Source organism: Microcoleus sp. C2D2 (assembly GCF_036702495.1).
Lineage (GTDB): Bacteria > Cyanobacteriota > Cyanobacteriia > Cyanobacteriales > Microcoleaceae > Microcoleus.
The window spans coordinates 14,802-35,943 of sequence record NZ_JAUBTO010000084.1; the positions used below are offsets into that span (position 1 = coordinate 14,802).

At 45.7% G+C, this 21,142-nt stretch carries 12 protein-coding genes and 1 pseudogene; 6 read left to right on the forward strand and 7 right to left on the reverse strand.

Annotated elements, in window-relative coordinates:
* Positions 1-220: 220 nt before the first annotated feature.
* The 4 genes from QUB61_RS23880 to QUB61_RS23895 all read right to left on the reverse strand — a co-directional run bounded on the left by QUB61_RS23880 (position 221) and on the right by QUB61_RS23895 (position 7,333).
* Entirely contained in the window at positions 221-1,492 is a 1,272-nt protein-coding gene (locus QUB61_RS23880; protein WP_333132457.1) for an FAD-dependent hydroxylase, read from the reverse strand.
* 133 nt (positions 1,493-1,625) lie between these two features.
* Positions 1,626-1,754: a hypothetical protein gene (locus QUB61_RS23885; RefSeq protein WP_333132456.1), complete on the reverse strand. Its 129-nt coding sequence runs from the start codon at positions 1,752-1,754 to the stop codon at positions 1,626-1,628.
* Between the two features lie 282 nt (positions 1,755-2,036).
* Positions 2,037-5,543 (reverse strand): PAS domain S-box protein, encoded by a 3,507-nt coding sequence (locus QUB61_RS23890; protein WP_333132455.1) that lies wholly within the window; start codon positions 5,541-5,543, stop codon positions 2,037-2,039.
* A gap of 653 nt (positions 5,544-6,196) precedes the next feature.
* On the reverse strand, positions 6,197-7,333 hold the full coding sequence (locus QUB61_RS23895) for a serine/threonine-protein kinase (protein WP_333132454.1): 1,137 nt from the start codon (positions 7,331-7,333) through the stop codon (positions 6,197-6,199).
* Between the two features lie 754 nt (positions 7,334-8,087).
* On the opposite strand from QUB61_RS23895, the gene QUB61_RS23900 reads away from it, so the two are divergent.
* Positions 8,088-9,788 carry a S8 family serine peptidase gene (locus QUB61_RS23900; RefSeq protein WP_333132453.1) on the forward strand — a complete coding sequence of 567 codons (1,701 nt, stop codon included), beginning with the start codon at positions 8,088-8,090 and terminating at the stop codon, positions 9,786-9,788.
* Between the two features lie 182 nt (positions 9,789-9,970).
* Here the strand turns inward: QUB61_RS23900 and QUB61_RS23905 are convergent, their stop codons facing one another.
* The gene (locus tag QUB61_RS23905) at positions 9,971-10,636 is read right to left on the reverse strand and encodes a glycosyl hydrolase 108 family protein (RefSeq protein ID WP_333132452.1); all 666 of its coding nucleotides are present in this window, start codon (positions 10,634-10,636) and stop codon (positions 9,971-9,973) included.
* Positions 10,637-10,735: 99 nt separating this feature from the next.
* On the opposite strand from QUB61_RS23905, the gene QUB61_RS23910 reads away from it, so the two are divergent.
* The 5 genes from QUB61_RS23910 (at position 10,736) to QUB61_RS23930 (ending at position 16,299) form a co-directional block, all read left to right on the forward strand.
* Positions 10,736-12,916 carry a tetratricopeptide repeat protein gene (locus QUB61_RS23910; protein WP_333132451.1) on the forward strand — a complete coding sequence of 727 codons (2,181 nt, stop codon included), beginning with the start codon at positions 10,736-10,738 and terminating at the stop codon, positions 12,914-12,916.
* A gap of 169 nt (positions 12,917-13,085) precedes the next feature.
* A complete protein-coding gene (locus QUB61_RS23915; protein ID WP_333132450.1) occupies positions 13,086-13,682 on the forward strand; it encodes a tRNA isopentenyl-2-thiomethyl-A-37 hydroxylase MiaE in 597 nt (198 codons plus the stop codon).
* Between the two features lie 92 nt (positions 13,683-13,774).
* Complete coding sequence (locus QUB61_RS23920; RefSeq protein WP_333132449.1) at positions 13,775-14,269, forward strand: GNAT family N-acetyltransferase; 495 nt, start codon at positions 13,775-13,777, stop codon at positions 14,267-14,269.
* A 22-nt stretch (positions 14,270-14,291) separates the two neighbouring features.
* Positions 14,292-14,834, forward strand: a complete 543-nt coding sequence (locus tag QUB61_RS23925) for an MAPEG family protein (RefSeq protein WP_333132448.1) — start codon at positions 14,292-14,294, stop codon at positions 14,832-14,834.
* Between the two features lie 76 nt (positions 14,835-14,910).
* Complete coding sequence (locus QUB61_RS23930) at positions 14,911-16,299, forward strand: cytochrome P450 (RefSeq protein WP_333132447.1); 1,389 nt, start codon at positions 14,911-14,913, stop codon at positions 16,297-16,299.
* A gap of 56 nt (positions 16,300-16,355) precedes the next feature.
* Here the strand turns inward: QUB61_RS23930 and QUB61_RS23935 are convergent, their stop codons facing one another.
* Positions 16,356-20,462 (reverse strand): PAS domain S-box protein, encoded by a 4,107-nt coding sequence (locus QUB61_RS23935; protein WP_333132446.1) that lies wholly within the window; start codon positions 20,460-20,462, stop codon positions 16,356-16,358.
* A 425-nt stretch (positions 20,463-20,887) separates the two neighbouring features.
* Positions 20,888-21,142: pseudogene (locus QUB61_RS23940) on the reverse strand (O-antigen ligase family protein); the annotation flags it as partial.

The following is a 21,142-nucleotide window of genomic DNA, read 5'->3' on the forward strand; positions in this document are numbered from 1 at the left end:
ACCATATTTTGTAGGGGCGGGTTCACCAACAATATCTAACAATTACCAACCATCTAGATAAACCCGCCCCCACATCACCAATAACCCACATCAACCTGGATCATGATGATTGTTGGTTGGGTGGGGGCGGGTTTTCGAGATTGTTTGTTTCAGGCGATTATGGTTGGTAAAACCCGCCCCTACGAGGATTATTTACATATCGTAAAAAACCGGGTTTCTTCTAATTTTGCGCTAATTCTGGCGGCCGGCCCATTAAACCGGTCATCAAGCGCAAGGCTAAAAACCTCACTGGCGGAATTGTCCGCAAACACCACAATCCAAAGCGGCGAAATGCTACAATTGGCAGCCAAGTATTAGAAAATAATCTGTCTAGAAAATCGGTAAATCCTAACACGATTAAATTCTCTTTTTTGCGCCAGTTGTGATACCGTTTCAATACTCGCAAATCGCCGATGTCTTCGCCTTTTTGGTGCGCTTGCTGCAAGATTTGGGCGATCGCCCCAGCGTCTCGAATACCCATATTCAATCCCTGGCCGCCGACGGGATGGCAGCAGTGGGCAGCGTCGCCAATTAGTGCTAATCTTGGCAAAACGTAGCGATCGCTCTGCATTAACTGCACCGGAAACAAAAAGCGATCGCTCTCCAATTCCAAACGCCCCAAAAGCCCGCCCGTGCGCTGTTCCAACAAAGTCAAAAACTCTTTTTCATCCATTTGTTGCAAAGCTTTCGCTTCCGCGTGGGGTGCTGTCCAAACTACTTGACAGCGGTTCCCAGGTAATGGTAAGACTCCCATCGGGCCGCTCGGCCAAAAGCGCTCAAAAGCGATATCATTGTGCGGTTTTTCTGCTTTAATAGTGATAGCAACGCAGGATTGCCAGTATTTCCAGCCGCGAGTGCTGATGTTGGCTTCGGTGCGGATGCGCGATCGCGAACCGTCGGCGGCGACTAATAATTTGGTGCGAATTGTCCGAGTTTCGCCGTTTTGTTTGACTTTTATTTCGGCGCAATCGGTTAAATATTTTACCTCCACTACTTCCGCCGGACAAACCCAACTAAAATTCGGGTTTTTTGCCAAAGATTCTTGCAAAGCTGACAGCATGACTCGGTGCTCGCCAACGTAACCTAAAGCTGCTTTTGGTACGGGCAATTTGCCAGTATTTCCCAAATCCGGGCGGTGGAATTCGACGACGCCGGGATAGTCGCCGTCGCAGAGGCTAATTTGCTCGAAGGTGGTGATTTGCGGCAAGATTTGCTGCCACACGCCGATACCTTCTAAGATCATTCCTGATAGCAGGGTGATTGCATAAGCTTGTTTTTTGGCTGCAGCGGCGGCGGGGAGTTGGGTTTCAATTATAGCGATTTTCAATCCAGAATCTTTTAAGGCGCTGGCTAAGGTGGCCCCGACTATGCCGCCTCCGACGATGGCTATGTCAAAGTCGAGTGTCGGTGTTTGCGTGGAGGCTGTTGTTGGAGAAAGTTGGTTTACAGGCATTTTCAAGGGATTTTGTCAAAGTTAATTGGATTGTTACTTTGTTATTGTAAAGAATTATTTCGATTTAGGGCGATCGAGAAGAGGAGGAGAAGGAAAGAGTATCGGCATATCGTTTCCGGTTGGATGGGCACGATCAAATCAAGGTCAATAATTCCACATTTCCCCACGCACCACTCCCCATCATTGTCAATAATTCCACATTCCCCGACTCCCGACTCCCGACTCCCGACTCCCGACTCCCCATCATTGTCAATAATTCCACATTTCCCAACGGACCACTCCCAACGGACCACTCCCCATCATTCCGGTGTAACCGGGATGATAAACTCAAGGGTTTCAGACTAGGAACTCCAAATGCAACCCCTGGATGCACTCGCTACCTCAGAAACCCGGTTTCTTCCTATATTTCTCGTCACTCAACGCAAAACTGCTAGAAACCGGGTTTCTAGCCCCCCCGATGGGTGAGCCCTGAAACTAATGACTACTAACTAATGACTACTAACTACTGACTAATGACTACTAACTACTGACTAATGACTACTAACTACTGACTAATGACTATTTCCTTTGTGTTTTCGGCAGCCAGCGCTGATACTTCCTGACCAAGGGGAATCTCGATGACAAACTCTGCACCTTCCCCGGGCGCGGAAATACACTGCAATTTGCCTTGGTGTTTTTCAACTATAATCTGATAGCTGATTGACAATCCCAAGCCTGTGCCTTTGCCGACGGGTTTAGTAGTAAAAAATGGGTCAAACAACTTGCCAATAACTTCTTGATTGATTCCCATCCCGTTGTCTGCAATCCGAATTGTTAGTGTGTGTGAATTCGCACTGGTGCTAATCCGAATTCTGTTGGGGTTACAATATATTTCTTTGGAAGAACGCTGGCGGTTGTACTCTTCGAGGGCATCGATCGCATTTCCTAAAAGATTCATAAATACTTGATTGAGCTGACCTACATAGCACTCGACTTTGGGGAAGTTGCCGTATTCTTTGATAATCTCGATCGCGGGACGAAGTGGATTACCTTTGATCCGGTGCTGCAAAATTAGCAAAGTGCTTTCGATTCCTTCGTGAATGTCAACGAGCTTCATCTGCGATTCGTCGAGTCTGGAAAAGTTGCGCAAGGATACAACTAAGTCGCGGATGCGATCGGCTCCTAGTTTCATTGAGTCCAAAATCTTCGTAAAGTCTTCCATTAAGAAATCGATGTCAATATCTGCGGCTGCTTCTACAATTTCCGGGACGGGATTTGGGTATTTTTCCTGGTAAAGGTGGAGCAAACCGAGCAAGTCTGCGGCGTATTCGGTGGCGTGGGTGATGTTGCCGTAGATGAAGTTAATCGGATTGTTAATTTCGTGGGCGACGCCGGCGACTAGCTGCCCGAGAGAAGAGATTTTTTCGGTTTGGATGAGTTGAGTTTGAGTTTGGTGCAACTCGCGGACAGCTTTTTCGAGCTGGGCTGCTTGCCATCGATACTGTCCCTCGGACTGCTTGAGTGCTTCCAAAACTTGGACTCGATCGCTAATGTCGGTGTGAGTTCCCACCCATTCGCGAATGCTGCCGTCTTCTGCTAAAATTGGAACTCCGCGCACCCAGAAGTGTCTGTAGCTGCCGTCTGCAGCCCGCAAGCGGTGCTCGACTTCGTAGAGACTTTTGGCTTCTACTGCGCGCATCCAAGCTTGTATTGTGCGATCGCGGTCTTCTGGGTGCACTGCTTCTATCCAGTTGTCCCTGATCTGTTCCAAGCTCATGCCTGTATAAGCTATCCATTCAGGCTGAGGCCCAGAGGGGATTCCGCTAGCGTCTGTCATCCATACCAGTTGGGCGGTGGCCATTGCCAGCGATCGGTATCTTTCCTCGCTCATACGCACAAATTCTTCGGCTTGTCGGCTGGCTGTCACGTCGCGCAAAATTGCTGTGAATATAATTTCCCCTGCAACTTCGAGTTTGGAAATAGAAGCTTCGGCGGGAAATTCCGTACCGTCTCGGCGGCGGGCGAAAATTTCTTTGCGGCTGCCCATTTTTCGGGCTTGTTTAACGCCGCCGAAATTATTGACGAGGTGGCTGTGAGGGGCGACAAAAGCTTCGGGCAACAGCAGGCTCAGGGATTGCCCGATCGCCTCAGCAGCCGGCCACCCAAAAATCCGTTCTGCACCTTGGTTGAACAGGATAATTTTTTGGTCAGCATTCACGGAAATAATCGCGTCGTCGGCAATTTCTAAAATGCCGGCGAAACGAGCTTGAGACAGTTGCAGCGCTTGTTGAGCTTGGAAGCGATCGCTGATGTCGCGGGCGATCGTCGAAATGTATGGGAGTTTGTCGCCCGGTGCGGAGTGGGAGATGAGGACTTGGCTGACGGGAATTTCGAGTCCCGATGCTGATAGGAAAACTGTTTCTCCGCTCCAAAAGCCACAGGAAATAGCGGTGGCGATCGCTTGATTCAAAGTGCTGCGGGCTGACGCTGGCCTGAATTCTGCAACTTGTCGGTTGGATATATCTTCGTTTTCGTCTATACCCACCATTTTTCTGCCTGCTTTGTTGATGTAAATGGGGCGTCCTTCGAGGTCGCAGATACCTACAAAATCCGGCGTTGCTTCGAGAATTGCTGCCAGACTTCTGTTGGCTATTTCAGCTTGTTTGCTCTCAGTAATATCCCGCGCGATGCTAACTATACCGCTGATATTTCCTACCCCGTCCCGGTAAGCGCTTTTTGTAGAAAGAAATGTCCGCAAATTGCCTTTAACTGGCAGTTCTTCTTCGATTGATTGCGTTTCTCCCGCTGTCACAATTTGGATATCTGTCCTCCTAATATTGCCCGCAATTTTCGGCGGAAATAACTCGCTGTCATCTCTGCCGATAATGTCGTCTACAGACTTACCAATTATACTGGCTCCCGCAGCATTGAGCATCATGTAACGACCTTGAATGTCTTTGACAAATAGGGCGGTCGGCGTACTGTCGATGACTGTCAGCAACAGGTTGTAGTTTTTTTGAAGCGCCTGCTTTGTTGTTTGAGAGTCGAGAATTTGCTGCTGCAATTGTTCGTTGGCGATTTTCAGTTGGAGAGTCCGTTTCTCAACTTTAGTTTCTAAGTCTAATTTAGCTTTCCTCAGTCCCAGTTCCGCTCGAGAGCGCTTCCGGTCGGCGGTGCAGAGAGTTTTTGCATTCTGCAAAATCAGAACTGTAAAAATCATCACGTTCAATACGCTTAACAGCGATATCCCTACCTCCGGCCTGTAGGCTTGTAACCGCTCTCCCAAGAGAATGAAATAACCCACTAAAGGCGGGATAATAATTGCCTGCGGCAACAAGCGCCTCGCCATGATGCCACCCGCGCGCTCGCTGGCGATTACTGCTATCAATCCTCGCTCTGGACTGGCAAATAAAATGCCGAAGCTCAGCAACATAAATGCTGCGGAGGTGTGCAAAGCCATGCCTGTATAATCGCCAATTCTGTAAAATAAAGCTTTGCCGTAGATGTAGCCTATTAAACCTAGAAATGCAATTAAAAATGCACAACAGCTTAAGATTTGAACCCGCCGGTATTTAGGGCGGCGTTCTGACAGCAGCAGCAGGGCTGTTCCCAGCAATAAAAAAGCAGCAGCAGTATTCGGCGCCATGCGTCCTGGTGTTCCGCCGCTTGTCAAGGCGTAACTCTCTTTAAATAGGAGTTGGTCGATGCCTAAGTCTAAATTAAAGCGATATTGAGCTAGGGTTAAGAGGCTAATTAATATAATTAAAAATGAACAGCTATAAATTAAAAATTTAGCGATTTTTTCATGCTTTCTTGCTGTTAATTCGGCGCGTTGCCGGTGTAGGATGAACAGAGAAAACCCGCCCAAAATAAAGCAGACCGCAGTATTGGCTTTCATGGTAACCAGTCCGGGCAGAATGCTCTTTAACAGTTGCAGATCGAATATCCAACCCAAAATGACTGTACAGCCGATCGCGATTACTGCAATACTAGCTTTTTTGGAAAAAGACTGGACAGCAGCAATTGCGGTTGAGGGCTTTTGCACTTGTTGTGGTGGTTCAAAAAGTTCCAATTTCTCGCTCCCTCAAATTATTTGGGTTTCTACGTATCTAAGGTAACAATAAATACTGTAGCTATCTTGTTGCCCCCTATACAAAGCTGCTTAAGATTTTCTTAAAACTGCCCTGCATAAAATATAAATTATTTTATCTAACTTTAGAGAGATAGTCAACCGAAGGTTGAAGGCTCTTATGTAGAAGGCATTCGGCAGAATTGAATATTTTTTTTTGCTTGTAACTTAAAACAAAAAATTCCTTGTTCCTTCAGCCTTTTTCCTGGTTCCTTGGAAATTAGCGCCCGATTCATCGGCCTTGCAAAGTGTTTTTATTTAGTTGAGCGAGGGGTAATGGTAGCGGATGAATCCCTCGGCAACAAGATCGCTTGCATTGTAAACCTGGATCTGCGGGTGCGGTTGATGCGATCGGCACAAAAGTTACGCTAAACTGTTGTTTAAAAAACTTGAGTAAATTTACTAAATCACTTATAGTTTTAAGCTTAAAAACTATTGCTACAATTCTGAATCTTATACCAATTATTAAAAGATCCCGGTAAGGACACGGCTCTTGAAGTGTCCCTACAGATGCTCGCGTACAATGCGGTTGGGTTTTGTCGATCGACTAATGACTAATGACTACTGACTAATGACTACTGACTAATGACTACTGACTACTGACTACTGACTCCCAACTTTTGAAGTGCTTGCAAAGCTTCGGTTGCTGACGGGTAACGCTGGGAGAAAGCGTACACTACCATCTGGTCTAAAACTCTAGCAAACTCCGGGGTGACAGTTGCATTGTTCTGCCAGATGAGATTGCCTAAATTATCGACTTTGAGTTGTTTCGGCTGCATCCCTGTCAAGGCTTGAATCCCGATAATCCCGACAGCATAGATGTCGCTGCAAAATTTCGGGTTGCCGTGAGCTTGTTCGGGAGGGATGTAGTCTTGCTGAGTGCCTCCGCGCGATTTCGTTTGACCGATGCTGTTTTGTGAAGTGTTGATTTCTTTAACGGCCCCAAAGTCAATTAATACAATCTTGCCATCTGATGTCCGCCTGATTAAGTTCTGAGGGTGAACGTCGCGGTGAATTACATCTTGTTTGTGAACGAATACAAGCACTTCCAATATATCTTTCAACAAAGCAATAACCTGATGTTCTTCCCAAGGTTGACCTTCGATTAGTTCTTGATACAGGGGCTGCCCTTCGATGAATTGATAGACTAAATAAAAATATCCATCTTCTTCAAAGCGAGCTAACAATTCCGGTATCCGATCGTGTTTGCCCAATCGATATAAAACCCGCGTTTCTCGCTCGAATAGGTGGCTAGTTCTCTCAGACTGGCTTTTCAGGCGCTTGACGAGGCACAAAGGTCGATCGGGCAAATTCTCATCTTCAGCCAGATAGGTATCGCTGTACTCGGTGTTCACCAAATGTTCTCTAATTCGGTAACGCATCCGCAGCAGCTTTTGCAAGATCGGATCGAGAGAATTAGCTGGTTGTGTGCCTTTTTGTACAGCTCTCATGATGCAGTCCCAAAGATTTGCTCCGACTACTCTTTCTTCTTGTCCAATAATTTCTGCTTGCTTCAGTACCTTGGTGAGGTCTTTCCACAAATTGTAGCCGACATACCGCCCCAGGTAGCCCACTGTGTACCCGCGGGCGATCGGATCGTTTTGCTGAATTTCTTGGTACGTCAAACCCCCTACAACGCCTCGAATTATCGACTGCTCTAATCGAGTTAGGTGTTCTCCTGTTTGTTGGTATACGAAATTCTCTAAGAAATTAATGGCTTCTTCTACTGTCATAGCTTTATGTGTTAAGTTACTTGTACACGCTCTGCACATCTTTTTCTCTAAAATAGCAAGCAAATTGCCAGCAATGAGGTACAGCTTTCCACTCACCAATTACCCAGTACCCATTGCGTTGCGAGCGGATAAAAAAACCCTATATTTGTGCTATTTATTATTTAACTTAACTTGAATATCTTGTTGAATTATTGAAATATATATTTACAAATATGATTTTTATGACTTTAAGTTCTGAATTTTATGAAGTGACTTTCTAACATTTTTGGGCTAGGATAGGAATTAAAAGTTTGAATCAGGGAGTAGATCTATGATGCTTGGAAAAATAGATCTATTATAACCGCCCCGCTTAATAGGGGAAAATACATCTGAAAGCGTTATACCAATTTTTTATGAGGCCCCGTAGAATCCGATCCCCTCTAGCCCCCCGCGTCCGGGGGGGACAAGATTCCGATCTTTCGTCCCCCGACTATCAGGGGGATTTAGGGGGAGCGAGATATGGGCAACTTCACATTAAATGGGTATTACTTGGTCGATCGCCAATGCAACGCCAGGAATTCCCACGCTATCTTAGGAGTGGTGGAATATCTAACGCCGACTTAACTTCCAAGGCGTAGGATATCCGTTCAGGAATTTTCATCATTTTTCATAGGTTTGTAGTGAGGGCGCAGAGTCTTCTTCAATGGAGGCTAAGGACTAAACTCCTTACTACAAACAACCTCACCTTTCTGGAAATGTACAATTTTTTTAACTTATGTTAGACATCAACACGAATCCTACCGATCGCCTTTATTTCAGTCAACAGCCAAACGATCTCGCCACATCAGCATTTCCGGTTAACAACGACTTGCTCAACCGAGCGATCGACGATCCATTCAATGTTTCTAGTTATAGTGCTGAATCTAGCTTTCCTAATCTCACAGCATTCAGCAGCGACCAACAGACACAAACTGCGGATTTTATTGTAGCTGATGCGAGCGCTGGCTTCAGTTACTCTGTGAGCGATGCTCAACTCAAACCGCAGTCACAGTCAGCGAGCGCAAACACAGATCCGCTAACGGGAACGATATCTGCTTCTGCGTTGAATTTCTCCGATCCAGGTAACTCTCTTTTGACAGCTCGTAATGTTGTTGGCGTTCAGAACGGTAGCATCCGCTTAACTGAGTTCGTGGGGACAGGCGATCCCAATGATTTCTACCGATTCGAGATCGACACTAAGAGCAATTTTAGCCTGCGTCTCGACGGTTTGACGCGGGATGCTGACGTAAAGTTAATTCAAGATAGAAACAGCAACGGTGTAGTTAATTTTGTTGAAGTTATTAGCTCCTCTCTTAAGGAGGGCACTACCCCGGAGGTGATTGATGTATCCAAGCTGGCTCCAGGGACATACTATGTCCAAGTCTCTAGCTTCCTAGGCAACTCTACCAATTACAACCTGACTCTTTCTGCAACACCTGTTCCTGTATTGCCCGATGTTGCTACACCTAACGGTGCTTTTAATGACAATTACGGCTACGGTTTAGTGAATGCAAATGCAGCAGTTACCCGCACCCTGAACCGCTCAACTCTCTTCCCTGATGTTCGTAATTTGAGCGAGAATAATTGGGGGGTAGACGCGATAAATGCGCCAGAAGTTTGGGCTCAGAACATTACAGGAAATGAGATTGTTGTAGCTGTCGTCGATACTGGTGTTGACTACTACCATCCCGACTTGGATAGTAATATTTGGCAGAACCCTGGTGAAATTGCGGAAAATGGCATCGATGACGATCGCAACGGATTTATTGATGATATTCGGGGTTGGGATTTTCTGTATAACGACAACTACCCAATGGATCTGGATGTCTACGGTCACGGCACTCACATAGCAGGTTCGATCGCGGCGGAACGAAATGATTTTGGCATCACAGGAGTTGCCTACAATGCCAAGATTATGCCTGTGAGAGTGTTAGACACCCTTGGTGAGGGCGAGTTGAATAATGTTGCTGCTGGAATCCGCTATGCTGCTGATAATGGAGCAAATGTAATTAACCTCAGTATTGGAAATGAGTTTTACCCTTCCAACCTGGTGAATGCTGCAATTGAGTATGCAAATAACAAAGGCTCTGTTGTGGTGATAGCAGCGGGAAATTCTGGTTTTAGCCAACCTGATTATCCAGCTCGTAATGCCGATCGCTGGGGAATTGCCGTGGGCAGTATTGATATAAACGGCAGGATGGCTGACACCTCGAACCGTGCGGGTTCCACACCTTTGGATTACCTAGTTGCTCCGGGAGTAGACATCTATTCTACAACTCCCTATAACAACTATGAAAGCGAAACGGGCACATCTATGGCAGCGCCACACGTAGCGGGTGTAGCGGCTTTAGTTTTGAGTACCAATCCGACTTTAACTCCGGCTCAAGTTGAGTACATTTTGACGACAACAGCTAATCGAAATGGGGTGACTGCATAGTATCGATCGGGTCAATGAGACAGGCGTGTAAACCCCTGTCGTGGGACTACTATAGCAATCCTTGCAGGAGTCATAAATTTTTTACCCCACCCCAGCCCTCCCCGAGATCGCGGTCCGGGAGTAAGAAATTCACAAATGATTTAGGATTGCTATATAGCTTTGAGAAAATGAATCAGCCCTGCTTAATTTTTCATCTTGTTCACGTAGCCCCACAAACTGTAATCGCGACTCAGCCAACCCCGGAAAAAAGCCATCTGACTCGGATCTTCTTGCACCCTTTTGTAGCGGTAAATAATTCGTTCGTTAATCATTTGCAGCGCCGTACTTTTGTTGTTAGCGGCTTTCAATGCTTGCTTGGTGCGCGAGTCAAAAATGCCGGTTTGCGGCAATCCTAAGGCTTGCTGGAGAAAGGTAATAGAGTTATTAATACCGAAATTAACGGCGGTGTCAAACATGACGATCGCCAAAGCCGGCTGCATCGTGCTCGAGAGGCTCGAATCCCAGTAATATTTATAAATTTCTAGGAGCTCTGCTTCCGACATCTGCGTCACGTCCAGGGGCGGAAGCCCACGACTGTAGCGGTAGGCGTTGTATTCCGTTTGCAGGACCCCCCTATAAGTTCTGCCGCCCTTATCGGCAGGGTGATTGCTGAATCCACCCTCAAAATATAGAGTGAAATAAAGAGCCGTTTGAAATAATTTCTGCCGAAAGCTGGCTGTCTGCTGCTGTGCGAGAGTCTTTTGGGCAAAGGGTAAGGGGATTGCCAAGGTTAACAAGAGTATCCCCAGCAGGAGGTTTGGTTTCCACTTAATGTTATGTTGGCGCTGTGTCGCTTGCTTGTCGCTCATAAATTCTCTGTGACGATCGCCCGTAGTTCCGCTAAAACTGCTACTCTGCAAAATGATCTAGATTCAACCTTTAACTTGATAGCACAGATAGGCCGCCAAATGAATTCTGATTTTCGCAACCAATCCGAAACACCCCAATTTGAAGATGCTGCATCGCTGACAGTCTCCGCAGAAATGTATTACTCTCAAGGCGATTTAGCAGCAGCCCTCGCTGCTTGTCGCCGAGCTCTGGAATTGCAACCGGATTGGGCGGCGGCTTACGTGACGATGGGCAATGTGCAGCAAGCAAGCGGCCTTCTTGAGGAAGCGATGCGGTGTTATTCTGAGGCGATCGCCCTGAATCCCGATTTTGCTGAGGCTTATACTAATTTGGGCAGTATGCTCTACAAACAAGGGCGTTTGGTGGAGGCTATTGTCAATTACTCCAAGGCGATCGAACTTAAACCAAATTTGGCTGCTGCTTACTGGAATTTGGCAGGGGCACTGAAGCAGCAGGGGCAGCCGGATGCAGCGTCCGCATACGAGCAAAAAGCTCTCGAACTCAACCCCCATCTAGCTGAGGTAGATTTTCACTTAAATTTGGGAGATAAATTAGCGCGGCAGGGGAAGTTAGATGAGGCGGTGGCTGCATGGCAGCGGGCGATCGCATTCAAACCCGATTTAGCCGAAGCATACTGTCAAATTGGCATAGTTTTGCGCCACCAAGGCAAATTTAAAGACGCAATACCCAACCTTCAAAAAGCCCTAGAAATTAAACCCGATTTTATTTCGGCTCACCAACATTTATGCGGCATCCTCAGAGATACTAGCGATTTAGCGGCCGCGCGGCAAGCCGTTCACAAATACAGCCAAATGTGTGCCGAAACCGATCCAATTATGACCGCGATTTACTTCGTCAGCACCTATCAAGTGTCGGGATTGAATCAAATTGCAGGCGATCGATTTTTAGAGCTAGAGTCGTACTTGCAGCACAACTTAGAAACCGCTAATTCACTAGAAATTAAATCGCTTTATGCAAACTTTTTATTCAGCACGCCCTATTTGCGAGATGACTTGACTGCCAACTCAAAACTTTACAGATTAATTTCCCAAAAGTATATCGACCAATGTATCAAACCTAATTTTTCTCAACCCGCCAATTACAGTTTCAAACCAACTGCTTTGAAAGGAAAGTTAAAAATAGGCTTTTTGTCCAATCACTTCAGCCGCCATTCTGTAGGTTGGTGCAGCGCTGACATCATTCGCGAATTGTCGGACATCACACCCAATTTATATTTGTACGCTTCCGAAAAAATTGTTCCTGACGAGCTCACTCAGCAATTTGAAAGTCTGGGCAAACTGACTTTTCCGAAAACGTACCCGAACGGACTTGCCAATCCCGCAGAAATTATCGACCAAATTCAGCAAGATGAATTGGACGTTTTAGTCGATTTAGATTCTCTAAGCGTACCAGTTCACGCTGACATTCTCTACCAAAAACCCGCACCAGTTTGTGTTTCTTGGCTCGGATTTGATGCCCCTTACATATCGCCGGAAAATTACTTTCTTACAGACTGGCACTCGCACCCAGCCGGGCGGGAAAAATATTATGACGAGCAGCTAATTAGGATGCCGGATTCCTTTGTAGCGGTGTCAGGTTTTCAGAGATATGGAGTCGATCCGGTTGCATTGAGAAAGTCGAATCGGATCGGTTTGGATCAGATAGTTTACCTGTGCGTCGCTCCCGGCAGAAAATTTAATCGCGAGTTGGTAAAAGCACAAATTGCGATTCTCAAAGAAGTGCCGAACAGTATCTTAATTCACAAAGCTTTAGGCGATGCAGCAGTGTTTGAGGGTGCGTATCACCAAGCTTGCGAAGCTGAAGGAGTCGGCCGACACCGAATTAAGTTTTTGCCGAGGTTTGCTACTGAGGAAGAACACAGAACTATCTATTTGCTGGCCGATGTTTTGTTAGATTCTTATCCTTACAACGGAGGAACTCACACTTTAGAGGCTTTGTGGTTTAATTTGCCGGTGGTGACTCGCACAGGAGAGCAGTTTTTGTCGAGAATGGGTTATTCGTTTTTGCAGGCTTTGGGGATTGAAGCTGGTGTGGCTTGGTCTTGGTCGGAATATGTGGAGTTGGGTGTAAAATTGGGTAAAGATGGTGAATTGAGAAACGCAATTAAAGCACAGTTGGTGAAATCTAAAGATCGAGCCAATTTGTCGCCGCTGTGGAATCCGAAAAAGTTTGCTGGTGATATGTATGCGGTGTTTGAAAAATTGTGTAAAATGGTTTGACGCGCGAATTATAGGGGTAAGGTTCCGCGTGCAATGATGGTCCGTTGGGAGTCGGGAGTCGTCCGTTGGGGAATGTTGTGGAATTATTGACCTTGACTCGATCGTGCCCGTGCAACCGGAAACGATATCATTCATAGTCGAAAATCTAAAATCTAAAATCTAAAATGTTATGACTTTAACACTGCCAACTATTAAGTTTTTGAAACAGCCGACTTCGGAAGCTTGGATAGAACAGGCGATCGCCCATTTGGATACAATCTTATTAGACCATTCTCACTGCGAGCGGAAAGCGGCGGGAGTAGCGTTAAATTTAATGTTTCGCTACCCAGCCCGGGAAAAATTGGTGAGGATGCTAACGGCGATCGCCCGTGAAGAATTAGAGCATTTCGAGCAAGTCAACCAGCGGTTAGAACAGCGCAGCATCGCTTTGGGCCCTTTAGCCGCACCTCCCTACGGTGCCGGTTTGTCCCGCCAAATTCGCAAGCAGGAACCGGAGAGACTTTTGGATTCTTTGTTGGTTTCTGGTTTGATAGAAGCGCGCAGTCACGAACGGTTGGGGTTGCTGGGCGATCGCTGTCCCGACCCCCAATTGGCTAAGTTTTACCGCAGTTTGATGGCTTCGGAAGCGCGCCATTACGGGGTATATTGGATTTTGGCAACAACTTATTTCGATCGCGCTCTGGTGATTGACAGGCTGGAGGAATTATCATTAGTAGAAAGCGAGTTGCTGGCAATTCTTCATCCTGAACCGAGAATTCACAGTTAAAAGCTAGCTGCATTTAAACACGGTAAAACACAAAAGATCGCTAATTTTACAGTTGCTCAAGTCAAAAAATAAATATTAAGTTGCAACAACCAATGAAAACCCAACATCTCGATTTTTTAATTCGTTCCTGGGAAACGCGCGATCGCGCGGAGGCGTTCTATTTAATTAGGGATATTTTAGCAGAGTACGGTTTAAAATGTGAACCTCACGCGGCCGATCGAGATGTCTATGATGTAGAACTGCATTATCAGAATAAAGGCGGCGAATTTTGGGTAGTTGAACGGCAGGATAAAATAGTCGGTACGGCGGGTTACTATCCGATTGAGCGCGGTAATAATGCTGTGGAAATTCGCAAAATGTATATTTTGCCAGCAGCAAGAGGACAAGGTTTGGGTAAATTTTTACTGCAAGAATTGGAAAGTAAAATTATCGCTCGCGGCTTTGATGAAATCTGGATAGAAACTGCTAGCATTCTCAAAGAAGCTGTGAAAATGTACGAAAATAGCGGATATCTACCGACAACTGGTGTGGAGACGCAAAGGTGCGATCGGGTTTACGTAAAATCTCTAGGTATAAAAAAGCTATAATAAGGTTTGGTTTCTGTAAACAATGATTAATTTACTCAGTTTCAATCCACAACAGCAAAAAGTTGTTTGGCGAGGGATTTCTGCCTTTATCTTCTGCCTTACTTTTGTACTGATTGGTTATTTTGTGATACCGCTGCCTCTACCTCTATTAAATACCCCAGAGTCGCGCCTAATTTTCAGCCTTCGCTGCCAAATTTTTCCGGTACTGATGTTATTTGCCGGCATAGTTGCAGTTGGTAATGGTAGATTTAGCAGCCCAGCCATCAACCCTTTAGCGAATGCCGAATCAGAAGCAATGCGGATTCATTTGCGTTATCTGAGCAACACTCTAGAGCAATTTGTGCTGTTTTTTGTAGGCAGTTTAATCCTTTCTACCTTTTTAGATACTTACAGCATCAAGCTGATTCCTATTTTGGCCACTTTGTTTGTTTTGGGAAGAATAGCGTTTTGGATAGGCTATCTCAAAGAGCCGATAGAACGAGCTTTTGGCCTGGGAGTTACTCTGTATCCTACTATTGCCGTACTAATTTATGATGTTTACCGCGTACTATTTTTCAATAGCTGAGGGATTTGAGAGTTTTGTGAAATAAGACTTATGCTTTCATTAGTCCTGTGAAACCCTAAAACTGGGAGAAAAACAAATGACTATTCCCACAGAAAACACTCACTCTCAAAATCATGCTACCAACAAATTGCTAGACGGCCCTAAAGGCGCTATATTTGTTCAGACAGTGCGGGGAATTTTAAATCCTCTGTATTATTTAGATAGTAATTATCAACGCTACGGCGACATTTTTCTCGGCCAATCCAGCATCTTTCCGCCCCAAGTATTTATTAGTAATCCTCAAGCTATTCAAGAAATTTTTACAGCGGATGCCAAACTCTTTAAATCCGGTACGGTAAATGAGATAACGCTACCTTTAGTAGGCTCCAGTTCGTTATTGTTGTTAGATGGCGATCGACATTTGCAGCAGCGCAAACTTTTAATGCCACCTTTTCATGGTGAACGCATGAAAGCTTACGGACAAATCATCCGCAATACCACCGAAAAAGTAATTAATAATTGGACTCCTGGTAAGTCGGTTATCGCGCAATCAACTATGCAGCAAATTTCCTTGGAAGTAATTTTGCACGCGGTTTTCGGGCTGAGCGAAGGAGAACGCTACCAGCAAATTCAGCAACTAATGATTAATATGTTGAGCCTGTTTAGCAATCCATTAAACGCTACCTTTTTGTTTATCAAGTCGTTGCAAAAAGATTTAGGTGCTTGGAGTCCTTGGGGAGGATTTCTGCGACAAAGACAGCGTTTAGATGAACTGCTTTATCAAGAAATCCGCGATCGCAAAACTCTATCTCAACCATTGGGCGAAGACATCCTGAGTTTGTTAATTTCAGCTGGTGACGAAGCAGGACAGCCGATGAGCGACGTTGAATTGCGGGATGAATTAATGACAATCTTATTCGGAGGACACGAAACTACAGCCACAGCTTTAGCCTGGGCTTTGTATTGGATTCACTACATCCCAGAAGTTCGTCAAAAACTGCTGCAAGAACTCAATTCTATTGATGTCGAAAATTGCGATCCGGCGGAAATAAGTAAACTCCCGTATTTGAATGCTGTATGTTGCGAAACGCTGCGGATTTATCCGGTTCTATTTTTTACATTTCCGCGCCTTCTGCAAGCTCCGATGCAGTTAATGGGTTATAATATTCCCAAAGGAATGATACTTGCTCCCTGTATTTATTTGGTTCACCACCGTCCTGATATTTACCCGGAACCAAAGCGTTTTAAACCAGAACGTTTTCTAGAGAGGCAATTTTCGCCTTACGAATATTTGCCGTTTGGGGGAGGAAACCGCCGCTGTATTGGCACGGCATTTGCAATGTTTGAAATGAAGTTAGTATTGGCGAAAGTGCTGTCTCGATACTCTTTAGAACTTGCAGAAAATCGTCCGGTTATGCCAGTACGCCGCGGTGTGACAATGGCACCCGCTGGTGGTGTGCCTCTGGTGGTAAAGGGTAGGATTTGAATCCTATCAAATCCGGTCGATCGCTCGGGCATTAGATGATACCAATGCAACGGGTTTTAATTTATTTTTTGCCGCATCGGAATCTCGATCGCAAATTCCGAACCTTCTCCCAATACAGAATTGCAAGAAAGCTTGCCGCCGTGTTTTTCTACTACAATAGAGTGCGAAATCGCCAATCCTAAGCCAGTTCCTTTGCCAATGGGTTTAGTAGTAAAAAACGGGTCAAACAAGCGCTTTTTCACATCTTCGCTCATCCCGGAGCCGCTGTCAGCTATCCGTATCCCAACGCAGTTATTGTCGGTTACTTCGGTGCGAATCGTAATTGCGAGATTTTTGGCAGTGCGATCGGATTTGTTCATCTCCATTTCCAATGCGTCTAGCGCATTGGTCAACAAATTCAGAAATACTTGATTTAACTGACCGGGATAACATTCAACTAAAGGCAAATTACCGTATTCTTTAATCAGATTAACTGTCGGGTAATCGGGTTTATTTTTCAGGCGGTTTTGCAAAATCAGCAGCGTGCTTTCAAGGCCTTCGTGAATGTCAACTTGTTTCATTTCGGCTTCGTCAAGTCTTGAGAAAGTCCGCAGGCTCAAAACTATGTCGCGGATGCGATCGGCTCCGACTTTCATAGATGCTAAAATTTTCGGTAAATCTTCAATAAGATAATCAATTTCAAAGTCTTCTCTTGCATCTAAAATTGTTGCGGTTGGGTGCGGGTATTCCTGCTGGTAAAGTTTCAGCATTCTTAGCAAGTTTTGAGTGTATTCGCTGGTGTAGCTGAGATTGCCATAGATAAAATTAACCGGGTTGTTAATTTCGTGGGCGACACCTGCTACTAACTGTCCCAAACTAGACATTTTTTCACTTTGAATTAATTGAGTTTGGGTGCGTTGGAGTTCGTGTAAAGTTTGTTCTAGCTGTTGAGTTTGAGCTTGAGCTAGTCGGGCCGCTGTGCGGGTTTGGGTGTAGAGTTCGGCGTGGTCGATCGCGATCGCAATTTGAGCGACCACCGCTTGCATCAGTTCGACTTCCGATTCGCTCCAATTTCGTATGGACATAGCCTGATAGCAGCTAATCACCCCAATTTCGCCAGAAGCAGTATGAATTGGCAGCGACAGCACTGATTGAAAATTTGAAGCCTGCAAAACTTCGCGCAATTCTACATCTTCAAAAGTGCTGACATCATCAATTCGCAGAATTTCTCGCCGCAAAATCTGTCCCACTACGAGACTAGATTTGTCCTCTACAGGATAAGTGCCGAGTATACTCGGCAAATCTGCATTCTTCGCTTCGTAAGTTACCTCCCAAACCGGAGGATTGCTGTTGGGGCGATACCAAGTGAAGATGCACCAATCTAGGTGCATCAGATTGCGAATTTCTTGAACGGCGGTTTCTACAATTGTGTCTAAATCTAAAGAAGTGCGGATTTGGTTGGCAATTTGATTGAGCAGTAGTTCTCGCTGAGCTTGTTGTCTGAGCGCTTGTTCCGACCGCACTAAAGTTTCTTCTGCAAGTTTGCGATCGGTTAAATCTTGGATCACTGCTTGGATAATTTTTTCATTTCCCACCTCGATGACTGTCAGCACCACTTCTGCGGGAAAATCAGTACCGTCTAAGCGCTGATGAACCCAATCAAAACGGTGCTTTCCCCGCTCAAAGGCGATCGCGATCATTTCGTGGGCCAAGCTCAAAGAATCTCTGCCGTTGGGTTGAAAAGGAGGCGACAGTTTGCCTGGGTTTTTGCCGTACAACTCTTGCGGGGTAATGCAGCCAAATAGTTTTAGGGTGGCTGTGTTGGCATCGCAGATGTCATTGTCATATAACATGAAAACAGGCAAACTGGTTAATTCGTAGAGCGATCGAAATTTGGCTTCCGACTGCTGCAATGCGGCTTCTGTTTGCTTGCGATCGGTAATGTCGGCAACCATTGCCAAAGCGCCCACATAGCGTCCTTGTTTGTCTGCCAAGGAATTAGTAGAAAGCATCGCCCACAAGTCGCTGCCGTCTCGGCGACGGAACTTAAAATCGAGCTGTTCGCGAATTTCTTCACGGCGGCGGTTGAGACTGGCTTGTGCGATCGCCATGCCTTCTGCATCCATGAAAGAAAATAGCGACTGTCCGATCATTTCAAGAGCGGTGCAGCCGAGCATATCGGCCATTTTTTGGTTGACAAAAGTAGTTTTATCCTCCGTATCTACGATCCAAATTCCTTCGTCTGCTGTCTCGACAATGCACCTGTATTTTTCCTCGCTTTCCCTGAGCGCTTCTTCTGCTAAGTGGCGAGCCGTAATGTTTTGAGTCATTAGCAATCCGCCGATGATTTCTTGCCGTTCGTTTCTGACTGGCAAAGTATAACCGAGGTAGACGCGATCGCTGTAAATAAGTTCTGTAACAACTGTTTCTCCTGCCAGTGCCGCCCGATAATTTTGCTCGAGAACACCGCAAAAATCTGGCTCGAATACTTCCCAGATTGTCTTGCCTTCCATCAACTCTTTGGAAAGCCCCACTGCTGCTAATTCTGTACCTTCTACCAGCGTGCAGCGCATTTCTGGATCGAACAGCATCACCGCACCGTTAGGAAAGTTGCTTGCCATAGTGCGGTAAAGCTGTTCGCTTTTTTGCAGTGCAGCTTCTGCAAGTTTTCGATCGCTAATGTCAATTATGACTGCACCGATGCCGAAGGCCTCGCCATCTTTGTCGATCAGGGGAAAATAAGAGCCTGTCAGGTGTCGGACAAACCCCGGCCTTCTTGGATTGTCACCACTCATCTCGATGTTAATTAGGGGTTGTTTCGTCCTCAAAATTTGTTCGTACAAAGGCTCTACAATTGGAGCGATATTCGGCAATATTTCGCGTACAGTCTTGCCTATGTGCTCGGCTGGACTCAGGCAATTTATTTCTGCTAGAAATTGATTAATTTGCACGTACCGCAGTTGGGAGTCCAAAATGCAAAGCCCCGCCGGCGCCTCCTGGAAAAAGGCATCAAATAGTGCTTGTCTCTGTGCTAATTCTTGTTCTAAAGCTTTGCAAACGCTGATATCTGTTAAATAGCAAATCATCCCGACCACTTCTCCAGTCTTGTCTTTCAATAGCGAAAGTATCAGGTGCGAGGAAAATTTTTCTCCAGATTTACGGCGTGTTATAACTTCTATTTCATGCTCGCCTTTTTCTTGTAGCGGTTTGATGACTTGCTCTAATAAAAATTTGTGCTGTTCTGGCGGGTAAATTAGAGAAATGTGCTGTCCGATCGCCTCAGTTTCTTGATAGCCGTATAACTTTTGAGAGGCTTGATTCCAAATGGCGATCGAGCCGTCCATATCTGTAGCAATCACCGACTCGTGAATTTGGTCGATAATTTGACTTTGGAGACGCAATTTTTCTTGAGTCTGTTCCAGTTCGGCGATTTTTACGGAGAGTAGCTTCTGAGTTTTTGCCAGTTCGGCAGTCTGCTTTGTCAGCAATTTTTCTAGATGTGAATTGCAGTGCGGCGGCGCTGATTCCAGCGGCTCGCTATTTTCAGACCCAGGACTAAAAATTTCTTCAGCACTCAGCCAAATCGCGCGCTCTCCCTCTGTTTCAATTGCCCGCTGGGAAACTCGCACGGGTACGAGATGGTTGTTTTTATGTTTGTATGCTGCTTCGCACGGGTCCGTGCAGCTATTTTTTGCTTGATTTTCTAGATATTTTTCTGGGCCCGCGCACTGTGTTTGCTGAATTTCCCAGTAGTTGAGGTGGAGAGTTTCTGCAACTGTGCGGCCGATAATACTTGCAAAAGCTGGATTTACGTCGAGAAAAGTCCCGTCCGTCCGGCACAATGCCAGCCCGATCGGGCACAGTTCTGACAATTGGCAGTTGCTGCGGGAGCCTACGCCTCTAATCGCTGATTCATTGGACTTTTGTGGAAAAGGCATACATATACCCATCGTTGCGGTGGATTGATTTGCAGTATTTATGGCGCACTGGACTAACCTTGCCGAGTGGCGTTCTCCGGAGCAAAAACTCCGCTTTCTCGCGTCTGTTAGCCTGCCGGCGTGAGTGCCTGCAAACTTCCCTGAGGGAAGAATTGCGCTTACCATGTCGCCAGTCCCCAACCCAAAAAACGTTTTGCACCGCGTTCTGTGCTTGACAGGAAATCCGTATTTATTGGTTGTACACATTTGACGACTGCCCCATCATGAAAGCTGCAATTAACAACGGTTGCTCCGTGAAAACTTGCAGCACTTCTACGTTCCCCACACAAGCCGCATCCAGACAATGAGTTTTAGGTAGTCCTAAACGAGTCCGATTGTACTTTGTTCTACCTCCTGTTGAAACTTCTATTGGCAATCCTGTTTGTTTAAGTTGTCTAACTGGCTTTGCATCTGACCTAGCTGGACTTTAATTATTTAATTATATCTTTTTATCTTGTTTATTGCTGTGACTTTTATCATTGATTAAGGAAGAGAGAAGAAGTAAGTTGGGCAACGAGCCGTCTACGGGATTTAACAAATGTAACGGATGGATGCTGAGGTTGGAGGGAAGAAGGAAGAGATTCGAGGTTCGACGTTCGAGAGAAGTTCGGCAACGAGCAGGCGATCGGGATTTAACGGATGGATGTTGAGGTTCGAGAGAGGGAAAAAGAGAGGATGGGCAAAGAAAAACGAGTAATAATCAACGGGAAGGAGGAAAGGGGGAATGAGAAGAAACCAGAAAACTCCCAAAAGAAGAAGTACAAAACTGGTACAAAGACCATGAATTTATACATGGCATCTTCCCTCCAACCTTCTTCCTTCTTCCTTCTTCCTTCTTCCTTCTTCCTTCTTCCTTCTTCCTTCTTCCTTCTTCCTTCTTCCTTCTT